Source organism: Bradyrhizobium sp. USDA 4541 (assembly GCF_024171085.1).
Classification (GTDB): Bacteria; Pseudomonadota; Alphaproteobacteria; order Rhizobiales; family Xanthobacteraceae; genus Bradyrhizobium; species Bradyrhizobium australafricanum.
Window position 1 is genome coordinate 5,198,128 of record NZ_JALJZF010000001.1, and the last position, 17,842, is coordinate 5,215,969.

Sequence of the window (17,842 nt, forward strand, 5' to 3'; positions counted from 1 at the left end):
ATTCGGGACGCTGGGTGAACATGCGCGCAAGTCTTGCGCTGGCGATATTGGCTGCGATGAGCTCGACGGCGCTGGCCGGCGGCGGCTTCGACATTGTCGTGCCGGTGCGGCCCGGCGTGCCGATCATCATTAACGGCGTCGACGCCTCCTACGCCGTGGTCGAAAGCGCGATGGGGCTCGCTCGCAACGAGTCGATGGTGCCGACCGTCTATGGCGGCCGCCCGATCGATCCCCAGCCGAATGTCGGCCACTATTATCCGAGCCTCGGCCGCATGCCGGGTTACGGCCGCCTCGAGATCGAGCCGCCGGCCAACCGCCGCCTGCCCAAGCCGGCCGAGAGCTACCATCAATCGTGGGGCGCGGAATCGGCTCCGCTGCCGGCACAGTCCAACGTGCCGGTCGATCCGCCGCCGGTGATCTACGCGCCGGAGTTCAACGGGCCGCGGCCGCTGCCGCGCCCGTTCCCGCGGCCACCGCGACCCCGAGGATTCTGAAATCGACTGCCCGAAATCAAGAGCCCCGCGAAACGGGGATCCTGAATAGCCATCAAGAGCTACGCGACGAACAGAGAGACCTACAGGAGAGAGTAATGCGTCAAATGATCAAAGGACTGATTGCGGCGGTGGCCGTCATGGTGGCCGCGCCCGCAATGGCGTGCGGTTTCAACCCTTGCGGCTATTCCGCGCCCGTCGTGAATTACGGCTGCGGTGGTTGCGGTGGCTACGGCTACGGTTACGGTTACGGCGCCGTCGAACGTCTGCCCGACCCGGATGCCGCTTATCCCAGCGCGGCGCAGCAATACTATTACGTCAACCAGGGACCGACCTACACCGGTCCGGGCAACTGGGCACCGCGTCCGTACTACCGCGAAGGCTATGGTCGCCCGTATTACGGCTATCGCCGCTATGGCTACCGTCACTACGGTTACCGCCATCACTACGGCTATCGTTCGCACTACGGCTATCGCTACGGCCGCTACGGCCATCCGGTGCTGCGCCGCTACTACTGATCCGATCGTCAGTTCGAGACATCAGCGCCCGTTCGCGTCACGCGAGCGGGCGTTTGTCGTGTGTGCCGAGCATGACCGGCAGCTTGGAGGTGGAAGTCCTCTATCCAGCCTGATGACGGTGAAGGATTAGCGAAGCGCAAGGGCGTCATCGCGAGGTGGGGTCTGAAGGAAGCGTGGAGCAAAGCCGCGGCCCGATGGACAAAAACCGGATAACGAGGCCTACCCGGCCGGACGAGCGAGCACGTGATCGCGAAGTCCACGGTCATCAAGGGCCGGGGTGGTAAATCCGGCGGGCGTGCGGCGAAGGCGGTCGATCTTACCTCGGGAGATCTGCGCTGCGTCTCGGCAACGAGACTGAGGTCGTCGTAAGGCGATCTGACCGCAGTGCAGAAGTCAGCAGAGGGCATAGTAGGCGGAACGAGTTTCGCCGAAGGCCTGAACGCTGGAAGTGACGAGTAGATGCAGCGATATCGCATCGGCCATGCGACTGAATTCCGGGCAACTGGCCTCGGAACGGCGGGAAGGGGTGAAACCCTGACTGACGCTGATCAGAGGAGTCGAAGCTGGCGCGACGATTGCTGACACCCAAACTACGGCGGCAACAGAACAACTCTTGCCGCTTAATCCAGCGAACCGCCGTATACGGACCCGTATGTACGGTGGTGTGGGAGGGGAGGGGCTGCGAGGCTCCCCCCTATCCCGATTCACATCAGCCCGAGCCGGCTGGCGCCGATATAGAGCGCGAGCACACACGCGTTCGAGACGTTGAGGCTCTTGATCTCGCCGGGCATGTCGAGGCGGGCGACGAGGCGGCAGGTCTCGCGCGTCAATTGCCGCAAGCCCTTGCCTTCGGCGCCGAGCACCAGCGCGAGCGGCGCTTGCAGCGCGGCCTTGCCGAGATCCTCGGTGCCCTCGCTGTCGAGGCCGACGGTCTGGAAGCCGCGCTCGTTCAACTCGTTCAGCGCGCGCGCCAGGTTCTGCACGGTGACCATTGGCACCAGCTCGAGCGCGCCGGAGGCGGACTTCGCCAGCACGCCGGTCGCCTCCGGGCTGTGACGGGCGGTGGTGACGATCGCCTTCACCGCGAACGCCGCGGCCGAGCGCAGGATAGCGCCGACATTGTGCGGATCGGTGATCTGGTCGAGCACCAGCACGATGCCCTCCAGCGCCAGCGTGTCGATGCCGGGCGAGGGCAGGGGATCGGCCTCCGCCAGGAGGCCCTGATGCACCGCATCGGGGGTGAGGCGCCGGTCGATCTCGCTGGGCCGGACGATCTCGGGGGTGACGCGGGTCGCGATGTCTTCGTCGGCGAGGCGCTTGGCCGCGTTCTCGGTGAGGTAAAGCTTGCGGATATGGCGGTCGGGGTTGGCAAGTGCGGCCGACACGGTGTGCCAGCCGTACAGAATCACCGGCCCGTCGGAACCGGATTCGCGTTCCCGCCGGGCCGGCGGGCGGCCGAATTTCGGCCCTTTTTGGAAGGGTTTACCGCCCTTGCCTCGGAAATTGGGTTTGCGGTCGCGATCGCTCATGTGAGGCTTGTGTCACGGCTCCTGAATATTGGCAATTTTACACAGCGTTTTCGAGCGAAGTGGGGGCCGGTTCGCGTGAAGAAAACGCGACAAAACAAGAATCTAGCCGCAAGGCTCACGACTTTGGAACAGAGATCGCCCGAGCCTGCAAAAGTATCCCAAATAGGCGGTTGGCTTGGTTGACTTTGGGGACCGCCTTCCCCCATAAACGCGCCCGACCGCGCACCCGCTTCGGGTCGGCCGGTTATCAGCGTCATTTCGATGACCGGTCCGCCGCCACTCGCGCGGCCGGTCTGATGCTGTTGGACGGGGGAGTGTCCCGAGTGGCAAAGGGAGCTGACTGTAAATCAGCCGCCTCATGGCTTCGCAGGTTCGAGTCCTGCCTCCCCCACCAGCCTTCGCTCGCTTCGCGAGCTACGGCTCGGCGGGCCGGGAAAACTCCATCGTAGCGAAGTGAGCGAAGGCTGCCACGCCATAGCCCGAAGGGCGATGGCGGGCTGTATCGGCGAGGCATGAGTCGCTTCGCGAGCTACGGCTCGGCAGGCCGGGAAAACTCCATCGTAGTGAAGTGAGTGAAGGCTGCCACGCCATAGCCCGAAGGGCGACGGCGGGCTGTATCGGCGAGGCATGAGGCGCTTCGCGACCCACGGCTCGGCAAGCCCGGAAAACTCCATCGTAGCGACGTGAGCGAAGCTAGGCCACAGCCCTCTCATCCATTCGACACCCGCTTCTTCACCCTATCCGCGCAAACAGCTCCAGCCGCCGCCGGCGTTCCGTTGCTCGGCCCGCGAGTGCAATGGTAGATTGCGCCATTTCATGATTGAGACGTTTCAGAGGATATGAAGAAAATTTTGCACTGGGACGCTTCTGCAGGAGATGACCCGGCGCTGATGGTTGCCTGCGCTGTCTTGCTCGGGGTCTCGATCCTGGTTTCGATACCGGCATTTGTCGGTGGTGGCGGCCAGGCCGGAATCGATTTTTCATGTTTCTGGGGCGCGGGCGCGATGGCGCTCGAAGGCCATGCGGCGGCGGCCTACGATTGGGAGCAGCTGCATCAGCAACTCGTTCTCCGGCTGCAATCCCTCAATCACGCTCCGTATCCTTACGATCAGGTACCGGTTCCGTTCTTTTATCCTCCGGTGTTTTTCCTGGTTGTGGCGCCGCTGGCGCTGCTGCCGTTTCCGATCGCGTTCTGGGTGTGGAGCGCAGCGAAGCTGTCTTGCTGGCTGCTCGTCGTTCATGCCATCCGGCCGCGCTCCGCCGCGCTGCTGCTGGCACTCGCTGCTCCGCCAGTATTCTACGACTTCATTTCCGGCCAAAGCGCACTGCTCGCCGCATCGCTGCTCGGCGGCATCCTGCTGACATTGGACAGGCGTCCGCTTCTCAGTGGAATCCTGATCGCGCTGCTCATCTTCAAACCTCAGTATGGCGTGCTGCTTCCCTTCGTGCTGATCGCCACCGGACGTTGGCGCGTCGTCATCACCGCCGCTCTGGTAATTCCGGTCCTCCTGCTGCTCGCCGGGCTGATCTTCGGTTGGGATACCTTCGATGGATTCCGCGCCGCCGCCACCTTCGCCACGACGCAATTCCACCTCAGTGGCGCGCTGCCATGGTACAAACTGCAGAGTGTGTACGGGCTCTTGAGAGACGCCGGCCTTGGCTACGGTTTGGCGATGGCGGTCCACGTCGCCATCGCATCGGTAGTTGCGATCGGGGTGCTGATCATTTGGCGCAGCCATGTCAGCTTCGCCGTAAAGGCCGCGAGCCTCCTGGCGGCAACGCCGCTGATTTCTCCTTACTTCGCGATCTACGATATGCCGATCCTGGTGGTCGCGTTGCTCTTTCTCATGAACGCCAGCGCGGGCCGCCTCGCGTCGCGTTCGGGTCGAAGCGCCTTCCGGATCGCTGTCAGCGTCGTCTTCGTATTGGGATACGCTTTCCCGTTCGTGCGCATGCCTCTCGGCCCCATGATGTGCGCAACCGTGATCGCGCTGATCTGGACGAGATACCGGCAAGAGGCCGGCGAGACAGCTACAGGCGAGGGATTGCGAAAATCTGCAACCGTTGGAGGCTAGTGTCCTGATCGCGAACAGTCCGCGGCGAAGATCATCACGATCAGCCGTCCTGGTGCGCCGGCGGCGTTGCCGTGCCGGGCACAGCCTCCGCGCCAACCGGGCGCCTGGTGCCCGACGGATCGTCGCGCTTGAGCATCGAGGCCCAGGCGAAAAATGGATAGGCCAAAAGCGCCAGGTATCTCGTGGGCATCGGATGATCGACGCCGAATGCCGTCGGCTTCTGCCCTTCCGGAAGATAGAGGCTGCCGAACAGCACATCGTAGAACGAGAACAGCCCGGCGTAGTTCTTGTCCCTGGCTTCCTGCTCGCTGCTGTGGTGCCAGTGATGAAACTCCGGCGATACCAGGACGTGGCGTAGCGGGCCGTAGCCCAGGCGCAGGTTGGCGTGCGCGAGCCAGGACTGCCAGTAGTAGATCGCAAGATAGGTCCCGATCGCCTCCGCGGAGAAACCGAGCGCGAACAGCGGAAACAGCGAACCAACCTTCATGAAGGTCACGTCAAGCGGGTGCTGGTGGATCGCGGCGAGCCAGTCCAGCTCTTCGACGGCGTGATGAACGGCATGGATGCGCCACATGGCGGGCACGACATGCAGGATGCGGTGGGTCCAGTAGATGCCGAGGTCCCCGATCACGATCGCGATGGGCGCCTGAGCCCAATACGGGAGATCGCTGACCGCCTGCTTGACGGCCGAGGGCAGGATCGATTGATTGACCAGCGTCGCCAGTGCGATGATCGCGGTCACGCCGACGAACACCAGCCAGCCGTTGAGAAACAGGAAGGCCATATCGGTCGAAAGACCACGCCTGAAGATCTTCTGCTGCCTCGCTGCAAAGAGTTGCTCGAACGGCACGAAGATCAGGGGCGCCAGCAAAAGCTGATATTGTTCCAATAACTCGCGCATTCAAATGGCCACATGAAATGGCGACAGCCTACCACCCCGGTCCCCGATGGCGTCAATCGGAAACCAAACCCGGGTTGTGGGAGCGTTAATCAGCATCCCCGTGCCGCTACGGGGATCACCGGTGTCCGGGAGCCGGGTTCGTCCGCATGCCCCAAGCCCACCGCGTCACTCCATCCTTGCGAACATCTCCACCAGCGTCTCGCGCAGCCAGCGTTGCGCGGGGACGGTGTCGTTGCGCTGGTGCCAGAACAGGCTGACGATGCGCGGCGGCGCCGGCAGCGGCACCGGCATGGCGTGCAGATGGGGCGCGTGGCGGGACTGGGCGCTGAGATCGCGCGGCAGCACGGCGATCAGGTCGGACTGGCGCACGATCTCGTAGGCGGCATTGTAGTGGTTGACGGTCGCGACCAGATTGCGCGACAGCCCGCGCGAGGCGAGAAACTGGTCGTAGGTCGGCAGCGTCTTGCCGGCGAGGCTGACATCGACATGCTTGGCGGCAAGGAAGCTCCGGGTGTTGAGCCGCTTCTGCCTGGCCAGCGGATGGTCCCGCCGCATCATGCAGGCATATTCGACGGTCCACAGCGAGCGGGAGCGGATCACGGCCGGCGGCTGCTGCGCCTCGTTGACATAGACGCTCAGCACGCAATCGACCCGGTTGTCCTCGAGCCGATCGCCGATCTCCAGGATGGTGTTGGGCACGGTGTGGATGCGCGCGGACGGCGCCACTTCGCTGAAGCGGTTGAGCAGCCGCGGCATCACCAGCGAGGCCACGTAGTCGGACATCGACAGGATGAATTCGGCCTGGGTCTGTCGCGGATCGAAGGCGTCCTCATCGAGGGCGTGGCGGACATGTTCAAGGGCATCGCCGATCGGCTGCCACAGCGCCACGGCGCGCTGCGTCGGGCGGATCCCGCTCGAGCTGCGCACGAACAGGGGATCGCCCAGCGCGTCGCGCAGCCGCGCGAGCGCGTTGCTGACCGCGGGCTGCGTCATGGTCAGCGCGCTGGCGGCGCGCGTGACGCTGCCCTCGGTCATCAGCGCCTCGAAGACTTTCAGCAGGTTGAGGTCGAGCGTGCGGAAGGACACGAGCAATATTCACAAGAGTGATGTGCCAGATAACGATTATAAATTATTCGGATAATATTGGTTTGTCTATCATTCCCCGGCTGCCCCTGTGGCGCGTGCCGCTGCGGGGCGAGGGGGACTTTCATGTCGATGATCTCGGCGCGCATCGAGCGCCTGCCGTTCGCGCGGTTCCACGTGCACCTGCTGCTGATGGGCGGCCTCGGCTATCTCTTTGACGCGATGGATGCCGCGGTGCTGGCGTTCATCCTGCCGGTGCTGCGCACCGCCTGGGGGCTGACCAATGTCGAGACCGGCGTGCTCGGCAGCAGCACCTTCGTCGGTTATCTGTTCGGCGCGCTGCTCGCGGGGACGCTGGGCGACCTGATCGGCCGCCGCGCGGTGATGATGTCGGCGCTCGCGCTCTACAGCGCGGCCTCGCTGGTCAGCGCGGCGGTGGATAGCTGGCCGGCGTTCTTTGCCGCCCGCGTCGTCGCCGGCATGGGCACCGGCGCGGAGAGCGCGATCATCGCGCCGTACCTCGCCGAGTTCGTGGCGCGGCGTTACCGCGGCGCCTTCACCGGCACGCTGGCGGGCTTCTTCTCGTTCGGCTTCGTCGCCGCCGCCTTGCTCGGCTATTTCATCGTGCCCGCCTATGAGAACGGCTGGCGCATCGTGCTCGTCATCACGGCTATACCGGTCGTGATGCTGCTGTGGTGGCGGAGATCGCTGCCGGAATCGCCGCGCTGGCTGGAAAGCCGGGGCAGGGCGAAGGAGGCCGAAGCGGTGCTCGACAGGATCGAGGCCGGCTTCGCGCGCGAGGGCCGCGCGCTGCCGCCGGCGGTAGCCGAGCCAGCCGCGCCAGTCGCCTCGTCGGGAACGCTGGTGAGCAATTTTGCCGCGCTGCTCGCCGGCCGGCAGGCGCGCATCACCACCATGACCTGGATCATGTGGCTGTCGATCACCTTCAGCTACTATTCCTTCTTCGTCTGGATTCCCGGCCTCTTGGTGCAGAACGGCATGAGCATCACCAAGAGTTTTGGCTATTCGCTCGCGATGTATTGTGCGCAGGTGCCGGGCTATTTCACCGCCGCCATTTTCAATGAGCGGATCGGACGGCAGGCGACGATTGCGACCTATATGCTGCTCGGCGGCGTCAGCGCGCTCGGGCTCGCCTTTGCCAAGAGCGATGCGGAGATCATGGCGGCCGGCCTGCTGCTGTCGTTCTTCATGAACGGCACCTATGCGGGCGTCTATGCCTACACGGCCGAAGTGTTTCCGACATCGATCCGGACCACGGGTGCCGGGCTTGCCTCCGCGATCGGCCGCATCGGCGCGATCGTGGCGCCGATCCTGGTCGGCTACCTCTACCCGAATTTCGGCTTTGCCGGCGTGTTCGGCGTCACCACGTCCGTCCTCCTGATTGGCGCGCTGACCGTGGTGCTGATGGGCGTGCCGACGCGCGGCCGGTCGCTGGAAGACATCGCAAGCGAAGCCGCGTGATCGCGGCGCCTGGGAGATCATCATGGCTACGACCCTCTTCAAGAATGCCGCGCTGCTCGATCCGCTGCGGTCCGATCTGCTTGAAGGCCACCACGTGTTGGTGGAGGACCGCCTGATCAAGGAGGTGTCGGACCGGCCGATCGAGGCTTCCGCCGATCGGGTCATCGACCTCAAGGGCAAGACGCTGATGCCCGGCCTGATCGACCTGCATGTGCATGCGGTCGCGGTCGAGCTCGATTTGTCGCAGCAGGCGCGGATGGCCAACGTGCTGGTGACGCTGCGCTCGACCATGCTGTTGCGCGGGATGCTGAAGCGCGGCTTCACCACCGTGCGCGATGCCGGCGGCGCCGGCTATGCGCTGAAGCAGGCGATCGACACCGGTCTCACTGATGGCCCGCGGCTGTTCGTCTCCGGCCGCGCGCTCAGCCAGACCGGCGGCCACGGCGACGGGCGCGCCCGCTCGGACTATCTTGCCGACCCGACCTGCTCCTGCTGCGTGCGGGTCGGCGCCATCGCGCGCGTCGTCGACGGCGTCGATGCGGTGCGCAAGGCGGTGCGCGAGGAGCTGCAGATGGGCGCCGACCAGATCAAGATCATGGCGTCCGGCGGCGTTGCGTCGCCGACCGATCCGATCGGCGCCTACGGCTATTCCGAGGACGAGATCCGCGCCATCGTCGCGGAGGCGAGAGCGCGGCACACCTATGTGCTGGCGCATGCCTACACGGCGGAGGCGATCGAGCGGGCAATACGCTGCGGCGTGCGCACCATCGAGCACGGCAATCTGATCGACCTTCCGACCGCGCGGTTGATGGCCGAGCAGGGCGCCTATGTGGTGCCGACCCTGGTCACCTATGAGGCGCTGGCCAATGAGGGCGCGAAGTACGGCCTGCCTGCGGCGAGCGTCGCCAAGATCGCCGACGTTCGCGACGCCGGGCTGCGCTCGCTCGCGATCTACCGCGAGGCCGGGGTCAAGATGGGATTTGGCACCGATCTGCTCGGACCGTCGCAGCGGCTGCAGAGCGACGAGTTCCGGATCCGCGCCGAGCTGATCGGCCCGCAGGCAGTGATCGCCAGCGCGACCATCATCGGCGCCGAGGTGCTCGGCATGGAAGGCAAGCTCGGCCGCATCGCGCCGGAGGCGTTCGCCGACCTGCTGGTAGTCGAGGGCAACCCGCTGCGCGACGTGGGTTGCCTGCTCGGCCAAGGCGAGCACATCCCGCTGGTGATGAAGGCCGGCAAGGCCGAGGTCGACCGGCTGGACGGGTAGGGCGGGAAGGGGGTAGGCTGAATCGATACGATTTCTGAATAATGGAATCGTACCGCTGATTTGCCCGACGAGTCAAGTTGCGGTGTCGCCGGACAGTTGCCGTGTCCGCCGGCACCTTTGCATGGGGTTGTTCTCGATATTTTGGCAGTGCGTCCGTCCTCACCACACCACGCGCAGTGCAGGACAGGGCGGGCATTCCTGACCACCGGTACGCCCGATCACGTTACCGCTGGTGGCGTTGACGTTGCCGGGCAGAAGCACGACATATCGCGTGCCGATCCCACCTGCCGCTCCGGAGCAAGCCATGAACGCCCCCACCATCGAGTCCGTCACGCCGCAGTCTGGCGGCGACGTGGTGGCCTGGCTGACCAACGAGACCCGCGACGAGCGCTTCATCGACAATATCTTCGCCGAGCTTTGCATCCGGTTGCAGGGCAGGGGCATCCCGCTCAAGCGGGCGACGATGAATCTGCTGATCCAGCATCCGCAATGGCTCGGCGCCCGGATCATCTGGGGCGACGGCAAGCGCGAGGCCGAGATCACGCGGGTCGACTACGAGGTCAGGGAGCGCTCGGAATATATCGGCAGCCCGGTCTACGAAATCCACCAGGGCGCTGGCGAAGTGCGCGAGCGGCTCGAACGGGCGCCTGGCCGCACGCATGCGCTCTTTGACGAGATGCGCGCGCAAGGCCTGACCGACTATGTGGCGTGGCCGCTGCTGCATACGCTCGGCAAGCGGCATGTCGTGACCTTCGCGACCGACCGGTCCGGCGGTTTCGATGACGCTGACATCGCCGAGCTGCGCAAGGTGCTGCCGGTGCTGGCGCTGGTCAGCGAAATCCGGATGAAGAACCGCCTGGCGCGGACGCTGCTCGAGACCTATGTCGGCACCCATGCTGGCGAGATGATCCTGGCGGGTGCGACGCGGCGGGGCAGCGGCACCACGGTCCGCGCCGCGATCATGATCTGCGACCTCAGGGACTTCACCCGGATCTCGGACTCCTGGCCGCGCGACGATGTCATCGATCTCCTCAACGACTATTTCGACGCGATGTCGGAGCCGATTGCGCGGCACGGCGGGGAAATCCTGAAATTCATCGGCGACGGTCTGCTTGCGATTTTCCCGCTCAGCGATCCCAGGGCCTGCGCCAACCTGCTGCACGCGGTGTCCGAGGCGCGGCAGGCGATGGCGGCGCTGAGCGAAAAGAACAGCATGATGGGCCGGGCGCCGATGAATTACGGCATCGGCGTCCATGTCGGCGACGTCATGTACGGCAATATCGGATCGCGCAGCCGGCTCGACTTCACGGTGATCGGCCCCGCGGTGAACATGGCCTCGCGGCTCGAGGCTCTGACCAAGCAGTTGGGACGAAACGTGCTGCTGTCGCGCGCCTTCGCCGATCTGGTCTCGCACGATATCGCGCTCGAGCATGTCGGCGAGCATTTGGTGCGCGGTTTCAGCGAGCCGATCGAGCTGTTTGCGTATCGCGGCTGAGGCGCCATTGGCCGAAAGCAGCGTGACGTGCGGCGCACGCACCCGGCTAAGACGGCCCAATGTCCAAAGGCTCCTGCCGTTAAAGAGATCGGCCGGACAGGTTTACTGTCGGTGCGCGCAGTAATTGCTGCTCGGCATAGTTGGCCAGACGATCGTACTCTTCGGCGATCTTCAGAAGATTCGCGCGTGAGTTTTGGTATCTGAACAACTCCGCCTTGGCACGTGTCTTGGCGGCTCGATCCCGCCAATAGCCGGCGTTGGTCATGACGTTCTCGACCATGGTGCTTCCCCCTTTCTCAGGGATTGCCCATAGACCAACGTCGCCGCGACAAGTCCGCTCCCCGAGGAACCCGGAACTGGCGTTCACGCATGAAGAGTCACTGAAACATTCCGTTTGTTCCAGACGAAATTTATTCAAGCTGGATTCACACGTGTTGTTTTCCGGAACGCCGGATAGCGTGAATCTTCGAATGCTGGGCAGGCTTTTTCATTAAGGAAATTTTTCAAGGCCCAGAGGGCTCCGCCCTGATTATCGACACCGGCGGTTCGCCGTGAGCATGGGAATCGGACGGCCCCGGCAACGCGAGATGCCGGGGCCGTTTTCCCGTGGTGCCGGGAATTCAGATCGAGGTGATCTTCTGCGCCGGCGCAGCGCGCTCGACGAAGCCCTTGGCGAGGGCGTGATAGACGCCTTCCTTGCAGATCAGGCGCGAGCTCGCGTGCGCAATCAGGGCCGCGGTCATCAAGGGCACGACCATCGCGTGATTGTCGGTCATCTCGGTGACGATCACGAAGGCGGTGATCGGTGCCTGAACTACGCCGGCGAAATAGGAGACCATGCCGAGCAGCATGATGGCCGACAGCGGCGCGCCGTGAAACAGCGGCGCGATGTTGGAGCCGAGCCCGGCACCGACCGCGAGCGAGGGCGCGAAGATGCCGCCCGGCATGCCGCTGATCGAGGCGAACGTGGTCGCGAGGAATTTCCAGACGCTGAAGCTCGCCGGCAATTGTGCGCCGGCTTCGAGCGCGGATTTGACCTGCTGATATCCCGTGCCATAGATCGCACCGTCGGACGCAATCCCGCAAATCGCAGCCGCTAATCCGCAGATTGCGGCAAAACCGACTGGATAACGCTTGATCGCGCTTCCGACCGGAGTGGCAAACCCGCGTGCCATTGTGATCAGGATGCGACTGAACAGGCCGCCCGCAAGACCTCCGGCAATGCCGCAGAGCGGGACCGCGAGCCAGTCGGTGCCGTTGCGCAGGGCCGTCGCGCTGGTGCCGAAATACGTATAGTTGCCCATCAGCGCGAGCGAGGTCAGGCCGGCGGCGATCACCGCGCCGATGATCAGGCTGCTGGTTCTCGTCTCGAAGGCACGGCTCATTTCCTCGATGCCGAACACGATCCCGGCCAGCGGGGTGTTGAAGGCGGCCGCGACACCTGCGGCCGCGCCGGCAAGGATCAGGCCGGGTTGGCGCCGCGGCGAGAAGCGGCCGAGCGCAAACATGATCGAGGCGCCGATCTGCACCGTCGGTCCCTCGCGCCCGACCGACGCGCCACACAACAGGCCAAACAGCGTCAGCAGGATCTTGCCGGCCGCAACGCGCAGCGAAACCAGGCTTTCGCGCGCGGTCTGATCGGTCAGATGGCGTGCGGCGATCGCCTGCGGGATTCCGCTGCCTTGCGCGTTCTGAAAGAAGCGGTTGGTCAGAAACACCGACAGCGCGAACCCGGCCGGCGTCAGCACCAGCGAGGCATAATGGAAACGGGATACCACCGCGCCGAACGCGATCTGCGCCAGATCGGCGAGCTGTGCCAGCGCGACGGCCGCCGCGCCGACCGCAATGCCGCCCAGCAAGAACAGGGCGCGGCGCTGCCAACGCGCGGAGACCAGTCTGAACAGCCGCCTCTGGCGGTTGGAGGGGAAGGTCATTCTGACGAGTTCTGGCTCATGTCGTGGTCCGATATGCAGCGGATCACGTCATTCCTAGCACGCGTCGGCGGTATGCGAAGCTGAAGAAATCAGCACGGTGTGCCGGCGCAGCCGCCAAACTCCAGGGCCGAAATCCGCGATACCGCCTGAGGCCTCACTTTTCGGCGATCTCCAGGAGGCTCGCGCGTGAGTTTTGCTGTCTCAACGACTCCGCCTTGGCGCGTACTTTCCCCCCGTGACGCATGATTGAGGGACGCGGAAAATCTGGCACAAACTGCACTTTGCGCGGCTTCCGCTGCGGCGTATTTTGATCGCCCCATTGAAGGGCGCATGTCATGTCCGAAGTGATTGTTCGAGCGGGCATCGTCGTATTGGGACTTTGCCCAATCGCAATGGTTGCCGTTGCTCTGTTCATTTGATGGAAGCTCACCTGGCCCGACTGCGCCAACCGGGCCGGTAGACGGCCCCAGCGCCTGCCCTCCCAGGCCCCCATAGGTTGCTGGGGCCACTCAACAAGGAGGCCGCCGGTTGGCGGCCTCGTTCTTTGCCTGGTACCGATTTGGGTGCGTCACCGGGATCATTGCCGCGCGAAGACATGGGCACTGAATCGAAAAGGGCCGTCGCATCGGCGGCCCTTTTCTGCCGGTCATAATAGGTCTGTAAAAACTCAGCCGTGAAAAAATGCTCTGCAAAGAACGGTAACGCCGGCAGGGTTGGTATTACGACCGTCCTATCTGTCCAGAAATCCGGATCAGTACGGTGTTCCTGCGGTGGAACTCTTGGTCTGCGGATGCGTATCCGACGATCATGATGGGGCACCAGAGAGGGGGCCGCACCCATCAGGACATTCGCCTTGGGGAATCAGGACATCCCATGTCGCCGCGCTTCGCCAAGCATCATGTTGAGCACCGAGATGTGCTCGGCCGTGAGCTGCCGCTGCATGAGGCTCACGGCCCATCCTTCCGGGATCGCGTCCAGGCGCGCCGTCCAGGAACCGACGCGGCGGAGCATGATTGTCACAGGTTCGGTGCTGTCCCTGCCGGCAGTGTCTGGACGATCAAGGTAAACTCGCGGCCCCAGCTTGTACCCCCTCGCTGGGGCCGTTTCTTTGGGGTGGAAGCGCGGCGCTTTCAAGCAGCGATGACCCCGCCGCTATCTCCGGCGGCGCTGCTTTCTCGGAAACAGCCGGTCGCGGATGTAGCGCGAGGTCGGTGTCAGGCGAAGGCCCCGCGGCTTCTGCCAGGCGGCGCGGTCGATCTCCTTCTTGTCGCCGATCGCCAGTCGGCCCTTGGCGTTCTTGGCGATGAAGATCGCGTCGCTCATCCTGCGGCCAGAACGCTTGTTCCTGGCCGTCACTTCCTTCCACAGGCTAAGCCTGCCGAGCTTGAGCTTCGGCAGCTCCTCCTTGATCTCGCGCTTGAGGCAATCCTTCCCGGTTTCTCGCGCGCGCCTGCGCCCGCCGGGAAACATCCACAGCCCGTCAGATCGGCGTCTAACCAGTAGAACCTTGCCGCGCTTCGCGGCTACCAGCTTGGAGGACTTGGGCATTGGAGTACTTGGGCATTTGCTGCGCAATGATCGAAATAGAATCGACCCATTTTAACTTGTCTATTTGTGTAGACAAGTTCGATGCCACATTGTTCCACAGTCGTATATCGGCTGTTTGTCTTTGACGGCTGCGATCTTCGCTGCGCGCGGTCGGCCGCGGCTTCTTGATCTCGCTTGATGTCCGGTACCTCACGTTGAATTCGTGAAAGCTGTTACGGCCGGTGACTGCAACTCACCCGGGTGCGTCGTGATAACGATAACCATGGCGGGCAGCTTTCACTGCTTGACTTGATGTTCTTGTTTTGTTCTAATTGCCCTCCACCGGGAATTGGAGGACGCCATGGACAACCGCATCAGCGAAATTCGCAGGCAGATCAGGGCGCTGCGCGTCAGCATGCTCGAGGCCGAAGCCATCATGCGCCAGCAGATCAACCGCGATGAGGACTGCGCCTTCGTCGCCGGGGACCTCTTGAAGATGCGGCTGGTCATGAGCCGCCTGGTCGAGGAGCGGGAGGTCCTGGGCGACCGCGATCCGATCATCGTGCATGCGAGCGTTGCACCGCGCCGTCGCGCCGCGACGTCAGCCTTCATTCGCCCGGCGAAGCGGGAGCTGGCCGCCGGCGAAGCGCGTGCATGACCGAGTGCTCGGGACGCGGCGGCTGCGCGCCGAGCTGCAAGACGTGATGTGCCGGAGGAAAAGATGAGAGAGCCGCTTCGGTATTTCCACGACAGCGATGACCACGCGCCCTGGATCAAGGCGCTGGCCGAGGTCCGGCACATGGCGACGCGGGAAGGCTGGTGCTTTCACCACGTGCAGGCGATCATCGTGGCGATCGACCAGTATGCGGAGGCCGCGCTCGGCAATCGCGAGTTCTTCCTCAACCGGCCGCAGACCGTCGGTCCAGTGAGAAGAGGCGACGTGCCTTAACATGCTGACCGGCAGGCACGCGTGTTCGACGTCGCGGCAGCTCGACGCGCTGTCCGCGGCGGCGAAAAGCCTCGCTCAGGAAGTGCCGACTATTTCGCGTAGCCTTGACTGCTGCAGTACCACCAGGATTCGGCGGGCGATGCGCCATGCTCGATCACGTATTTCCGGCAGGCTTCGTAGTTGACCGCATACCGCTTCCCGCACGGTACTGCAGAGATGCCGAAATTGCTGGTCGAGCATGTGGATGCGGCGTGGCTCGTCGACATCGACAGGACGCCGATAAAGGGCAGGACCGCTAGAAGTGACAGGGTCTTCATCATAGCCATCGCCTCCCAAGTTGGAGGACAGCGGGACCGCCGTCCCCGCCGAGAACCTACTACATCGCACGCCGTTCACCACCGGATTTCGCGGGTCTCATGCGCGATCCGCATCGTCACGCACGCCGTGTTCGTCGTCATGCCCGGCGCGTGACGCCTTCCGGGCGCAGGGGCCAAATGTCCCGGCCTGCCTGAGGCGGGCGGGATGGCCAATCCGCTGCCAGCGACATATCGTGACGGTCCGAGGCCGAATCTGAGGCGGGCCGTTCATCGCCGGGTCATGTCCATCCGGCCATCGTCAGCGCCGCGCCCGCGAGGGCGGCGGCATATTTGCGGAGGAGGTTTCGGATGATCAGGGGCTGGCAGGTTGCGACGTCGGCGCTCGCCATCGTCGTGATGGTTGCAACGCTGGGGGCTGAGGCGAACGCGGCGCAGTGCGGCAACGGGCCCGGCGGGTTCGAAGCCTGGAAGCAGCAGTTCTCGGGCGAGGCGAGCGCCAAGGGCATCGGCGCCACCGCGATCGCCGCGCTGATGCAGACCCATTATGCCAGTGCGACGATTGCCGCGGATCGCGGCCAGCGCAGCTTCGGCCTGTCGCTCGAGCAGTTCATGGCCAAGCGGGGATCTGCGACCATCGTGGCGCGCGGCCGATCGCTGAAGCAGTCGCAGGCGGCGCTGTTCGCCTCGATCCAGCAGCGCTATGGCGTGCCGCCGGGACCGTTGATCGCGATCTGGGGCATGGAGAGCGGTTTTGGCAGCCAGCGCGGCAACCAGAACATGCTGTCCTCGATCGCGACGCTTGCCTATGACTGCCGCCGTCCGGAGTTCTTCACCGACCAGCTCTATGCAGCGCTGAAGCTCGTCGACCGCGGCACGTTGTCCGGAAGCACGCGCGGCTCGATGCATGGCGAGATCGGCCAGACCCAGTTCATGCCGAAGAACGTCCTCGCCTACGGCACCGGCAATCTCGACGTCGCGGCCAACGCGCTGAGCTCGACGGCGAACTTCCTGCGCGCCCATGGCTGGCGCGCCGGCGCCGGCTATCAGCCCGGGGAACCCAACTTCGCCGCGATCGAGGCGTGGAACGCGGCAGGCGTCTACCAGAAGGCGATCGCCATCATGGGACGGCAGATTGACGGCCAATGAGCGCAGGCGCGAGTTCCTTCATCGCCTGTTAACGCAACGGTGCCCAGATCGTGCGCTGTGAAACGGAGCAGATGGAGACCGGCTCCATGCTCAAGAACGGCACCTACGCGGCGTGGTTTCGAACGTCGCTTGCGGACGGCACCGGCATCGTGCACGTCGCCGATGGCAGGCTGTGGGGCAGCGACGCGGTCATGCTCTACAGCGGCACCTATGAGGTCGACGGTGAGCGCTTCTCCGCGGTGCTCACCACGCAGCGGCACTCCAGGGACGGCACGACCGTGTTCGGCACCGACGACCTCGTGGTGCGGCTCGAGGGCATCTGGACCGGCGCGATCGCGACCTGCACGGGCAGGGCGGATGCCGTGCCCGATCTCGCCTTCGAGGTGACGCTGATTCCGAGCCAGGAGGTGGCACCCGAGCCGCCGCCGGATCTGCCGCTGCCGAAGTTCGACCCGAGCAAACTCCCGAAGCTGCCGAAGCGCTCCAGCCGCTAAGGCATGATCCGGAAACGTGCGAAGCGGTTTTCCCTCGCGACAAGCGCCAAAGCCGTTTGCGCGGGGACACGCGCTACGCGTCTCGCGGGCCCGCGGTCTCCGGAAATGGCGCGCCGGGGATGTAGAGCTTCAGCGCGCGGATCTCGTAGACCGCCGACGGGTTGACGCTGCGCAGGTCGCGCGCCGCGGCGATCGCCTCCGCCTCATCGGTGCAATCGATCACGTAGAAGCCGAGCAATTGCTCCTTGGTTTCGGAGAACGGCCCGTCGATCACCATGCCGTGGCCGGGCCCACGCAGCGTGCTGGCATTGCGGGTATCGCCGAGCCGCGCAGCCGGACCGAGCTTGCCCTTCAGCCGTTGATGGACCTCGCGCAGACCCGTCATCACGGCAGCGTCCTCCTCGGCGTTCCACGATTTGACCTCGGCTTCGACGTGATAGGCCAGGATGGCATAAAGCATCTGATGTGCTCCTTATTTCTGATGCGACTGGCCCAAGGACGTCCCGCGGCGATCCGAGCCGACATTTCATCTGTAGCGGATCGGACGGTCTCTGTGTTGCGACAAGGTATCCCGCCGTCCGGCATGGCGGCGGCGAATCGCACAGGCCAAGACAGCAAAAAGGCGCGGCGGATG

Annotated in this window: 20 protein-coding genes and 1 tRNA gene; 11 read left to right on the forward strand and 10 right to left on the reverse strand. The window is 64.4% G+C overall.

Annotation, left to right across the window (positions count from 1 at the left end; translation table 11 throughout):
• Positions 1-20 precede the first annotated feature (20 nt).
• Together J2R80_RS24545 and J2R80_RS24550 are read left to right on the forward strand one after the other, a co-directional pair.
• The gene (locus J2R80_RS24545) at positions 21-494 is read left to right on the forward strand and encodes a hypothetical protein (protein ID WP_057019618.1); all 474 of its coding nucleotides are present in this window, start codon (positions 21-23) and stop codon (positions 492-494) included.
• 95 nt (positions 495-589) lie between these two features.
• A complete protein-coding gene (locus tag J2R80_RS24550) occupies positions 590-1,009 on the forward strand; it encodes a hypothetical protein (RefSeq protein WP_253608096.1) in 420 nt (139 codons plus the stop codon).
• A 704-nt stretch (positions 1,010-1,713) separates the two neighbouring features.
• Here J2R80_RS24550 and rlmB read toward each other — a convergent pair.
• Positions 1,714-2,538: a 23S rRNA (guanosine(2251)-2'-O)-methyltransferase RlmB gene (rlmB, locus tag J2R80_RS24555; RefSeq protein WP_229193471.1), complete on the reverse strand. Its 825-nt coding sequence runs from the start codon at positions 2,536-2,538 to the stop codon at positions 1,714-1,716.
• Between the two features lie 308 nt (positions 2,539-2,846).
• On the opposite strand from rlmB, the gene J2R80_RS24560 reads away from it, so the two are divergent.
• Together J2R80_RS24560 and J2R80_RS24565 are read left to right on the forward strand one after the other, a co-directional pair.
• Positions 2,847-2,932, forward strand: a tRNA-Tyr gene (locus J2R80_RS24560).
• 445 nt (positions 2,933-3,377) lie between these two features.
• The gene (locus tag J2R80_RS24565; RefSeq protein ID WP_253639553.1) at positions 3,378-4,613 is read left to right on the forward strand and encodes a glycosyltransferase family 87 protein; all 1,236 of its coding nucleotides are present in this window, start codon (positions 3,378-3,380) and stop codon (positions 4,611-4,613) included.
• A gap of 40 nt (positions 4,614-4,653) precedes the next feature.
• Here J2R80_RS24565 and J2R80_RS24570 read toward each other — a convergent pair whose 3' ends face one another.
• Entirely contained in the window at positions 4,654-5,514 is an 861-nt protein-coding gene (locus J2R80_RS24570) for a sterol desaturase family protein (protein ID WP_253639554.1), read from the reverse strand.
• Positions 5,515-5,679: 165 nt separating this feature from the next.
• Positions 5,680-6,606 (reverse strand): LysR family transcriptional regulator, encoded by a 927-nt coding sequence (locus J2R80_RS24575; protein WP_057019614.1) that lies wholly within the window; start codon positions 6,604-6,606, stop codon positions 5,680-5,682.
• Between the two features lie 117 nt (positions 6,607-6,723).
• Between J2R80_RS24575 and J2R80_RS24580 the strand changes: the two genes are divergently transcribed.
• The gene (locus J2R80_RS24580) at positions 6,724-8,079 is read left to right on the forward strand and encodes an MFS transporter (RefSeq protein ID WP_253639555.1); all 1,356 of its coding nucleotides are present in this window, start codon (positions 6,724-6,726) and stop codon (positions 8,077-8,079) included.
• A gap of 22 nt (positions 8,080-8,101) precedes the next feature.
• Positions 8,102-9,346 (forward strand): amidohydrolase family protein, encoded by a 1,245-nt coding sequence (locus tag J2R80_RS24585; protein ID WP_253639556.1) that lies wholly within the window; start codon positions 8,102-8,104, stop codon positions 9,344-9,346.
• A 159-nt stretch (positions 9,347-9,505) separates the two neighbouring features.
• Here the strand turns inward: J2R80_RS24585 and J2R80_RS24590 are convergent, their stop codons facing one another.
• Positions 9,506-9,652: a hypothetical protein gene (locus J2R80_RS24590; protein WP_253639557.1), complete on the reverse strand. Its 147-nt coding sequence runs from the start codon at positions 9,650-9,652 to the stop codon at positions 9,506-9,508.
• On the opposite strand from J2R80_RS24590, the gene J2R80_RS24595 reads away from it, so the two are divergent.
• Positions 9,651-10,841, forward strand: coding sequence for an adenylate/guanylate cyclase domain-containing protein (locus J2R80_RS24595; RefSeq protein ID WP_253639558.1), 1,191 nt, complete (start codon positions 9,651-9,653; stop codon positions 10,839-10,841). The two genes, J2R80_RS24590 and J2R80_RS24595, sit on opposite strands and share 2 nt — an antisense overlap.
• 79 nt (positions 10,842-10,920) lie before the next feature.
• Here the strand turns inward: J2R80_RS24595 and J2R80_RS24600 are convergent, their stop codons facing one another.
• The 4 genes from J2R80_RS24600 to J2R80_RS24615 form a co-directional block, all read right to left on the reverse strand.
• The gene (locus J2R80_RS24600; protein WP_253639559.1) at positions 10,921-11,121 is read right to left on the reverse strand and encodes a hypothetical protein; all 201 of its coding nucleotides are present in this window, start codon (positions 11,119-11,121) and stop codon (positions 10,921-10,923) included.
• Between the two features lie 340 nt (positions 11,122-11,461).
• Positions 11,462-12,775, reverse strand: coding sequence for a chloride channel protein (locus J2R80_RS24605; RefSeq protein WP_253639560.1), 1,314 nt, complete (start codon positions 12,773-12,775; stop codon positions 11,462-11,464).
• Positions 12,776-13,636: 861 nt separating this feature from the next.
• Entirely contained in the window at positions 13,637-13,786 is a 150-nt protein-coding gene (locus tag J2R80_RS24610; protein ID WP_253639561.1) for a hypothetical protein, read from the reverse strand.
• Between the two features lie 141 nt (positions 13,787-13,927).
• Entirely contained in the window at positions 13,928-14,323 is a 396-nt protein-coding gene (locus tag J2R80_RS24615; RefSeq protein WP_026192922.1) for an NUDIX hydrolase, read from the reverse strand.
• A gap of 340 nt (positions 14,324-14,663) precedes the next feature.
• Here J2R80_RS24615 and J2R80_RS24620 point away from each other — a divergent pair, with 340 nt between their 5' ends.
• The gene (locus J2R80_RS24620) at positions 14,664-14,960 is read left to right on the forward strand and encodes a hypothetical protein (protein ID WP_076831506.1); all 297 of its coding nucleotides are present in this window, start codon (positions 14,664-14,666) and stop codon (positions 14,958-14,960) included.
• Between the two features lie 63 nt (positions 14,961-15,023).
• Positions 15,024-15,251: a hypothetical protein gene (locus J2R80_RS24625; RefSeq protein ID WP_016843397.1), complete on the forward strand. Its 228-nt coding sequence runs from the start codon at positions 15,024-15,026 to the stop codon at positions 15,249-15,251.
• An 89-nt stretch (positions 15,252-15,340) separates the two neighbouring features.
• Here J2R80_RS24625 and J2R80_RS24630 read toward each other — a convergent pair whose 3' ends face one another.
• The gene (locus J2R80_RS24630; protein WP_253639562.1) at positions 15,341-15,571 is read right to left on the reverse strand and encodes a hypothetical protein; all 231 of its coding nucleotides are present in this window, start codon (positions 15,569-15,571) and stop codon (positions 15,341-15,343) included.
• 345 nt (positions 15,572-15,916) lie between these two features.
• Here J2R80_RS24630 and J2R80_RS24635 point away from each other — a divergent pair, with 345 nt between their 5' ends.
• Both J2R80_RS24635 and J2R80_RS24640 read left to right on the forward strand, forming a co-directional pair.
• On the forward strand, positions 15,917-16,714 hold the full coding sequence (locus tag J2R80_RS24635) for a lytic transglycosylase domain-containing protein (protein ID WP_038383190.1): 798 nt from the start codon (positions 15,917-15,919) through the stop codon (positions 16,712-16,714).
• A gap of 86 nt (positions 16,715-16,800) precedes the next feature.
• Positions 16,801-17,208, forward strand: a complete 408-nt coding sequence (locus J2R80_RS24640; RefSeq protein ID WP_026192921.1) for a hypothetical protein — start codon at positions 16,801-16,803, stop codon at positions 17,206-17,208.
• A 73-nt stretch (positions 17,209-17,281) separates the two neighbouring features.
• Here J2R80_RS24640 and J2R80_RS24645 read toward each other — a convergent pair whose 3' ends face one another.
• Positions 17,282-17,668: a YciI family protein gene (locus tag J2R80_RS24645; RefSeq protein ID WP_076831500.1), complete on the reverse strand. Its 387-nt coding sequence runs from the start codon at positions 17,666-17,668 to the stop codon at positions 17,282-17,284.
• Positions 17,669-17,842: the final 174 nt, after the last annotated feature.

Coding starts and splice junctions, on each gene's coding strand:
- J2R80_RS24545 (WP_057019618.1), top strand. CDS start 21: ATGCGCGCAAGTCTTGCGCTGGCGATATTGGCTGCGATGAGCTCGACG.
- J2R80_RS24550 (WP_253608096.1), top strand. CDS start 590: ATGCGTCAAATGATCAAAGGACTGATTGCGGCGGTGGCCGTCATGGTG.
- rlmB (WP_229193471.1), bottom strand. CDS start 2,538: ATGAGCGATCGCGACCGCAAACCCAATTTCCGAGGCAAGGGCGGTAAA.
- J2R80_RS24565 (WP_253639553.1), top strand. CDS start 3,378: ATGAAGAAAATTTTGCACTGGGACGCTTCTGCAGGAGATGACCCGGCG.
- J2R80_RS24570 (WP_253639554.1), bottom strand. CDS start 5,514: ATGCGCGAGTTATTGGAACAATATCAGCTTTTGCTGGCGCCCCTGATC.
- J2R80_RS24580 (WP_253639555.1), top strand. CDS start 6,724: ATGTCGATGATCTCGGCGCGCATCGAGCGCCTGCCGTTCGCGCGGTTC.
- J2R80_RS24585 (WP_253639556.1), top strand. CDS start 8,102: ATGGCTACGACCCTCTTCAAGAATGCCGCGCTGCTCGATCCGCTGCGG.
- J2R80_RS24595 (WP_253639558.1), top strand. CDS start 9,651: ATGAACGCCCCCACCATCGAGTCCGTCACGCCGCAGTCTGGCGGCGAC.
- J2R80_RS24590 (WP_253639557.1), bottom strand. CDS start 9,652: ATGGCTTGCTCCGGAGCGGCAGGTGGGATCGGCACGCGATATGTCGTG.
- J2R80_RS24600 (WP_253639559.1), bottom strand. CDS start 11,121: ATGGTCGAGAACGTCATGACCAACGCCGGCTATTGGCGGGATCGAGCC.
- J2R80_RS24605 (WP_253639560.1), bottom strand. CDS start 12,775: ATGACCTTCCCCTCCAACCGCCAGAGGCGGCTGTTCAGACTGGTCTCC.
- J2R80_RS24610 (WP_253639561.1), bottom strand. CDS start 13,786: ATGCTCCGCCGCGTCGGTTCCTGGACGGCGCGCCTGGACGCGATCCCG.
- J2R80_RS24615 (WP_026192922.1), bottom strand. CDS start 14,323: ATGCCCAAGTCCTCCAAGCTGGTAGCCGCGAAGCGCGGCAAGGTTCTA.
- J2R80_RS24620 (WP_076831506.1), top strand. CDS start 14,664: ATGGACAACCGCATCAGCGAAATTCGCAGGCAGATCAGGGCGCTGCGC.
- J2R80_RS24625 (WP_016843397.1), top strand. CDS start 15,024: ATGAGAGAGCCGCTTCGGTATTTCCACGACAGCGATGACCACGCGCCC.
- J2R80_RS24630 (WP_253639562.1), bottom strand. CDS start 15,571: ATGATGAAGACCCTGTCACTTCTAGCGGTCCTGCCCTTTATCGGCGTC.
- J2R80_RS24635 (WP_038383190.1), top strand. CDS start 15,917: ATGATCAGGGGCTGGCAGGTTGCGACGTCGGCGCTCGCCATCGTCGTG.
- J2R80_RS24640 (WP_026192921.1), top strand. CDS start 16,801: ATGCTCAAGAACGGCACCTACGCGGCGTGGTTTCGAACGTCGCTTGCG.
- J2R80_RS24645 (WP_076831500.1), bottom strand. CDS start 17,668: ATGCTTTATGCCATCCTGGCCTATCACGTCGAAGCCGAGGTCAAATCG.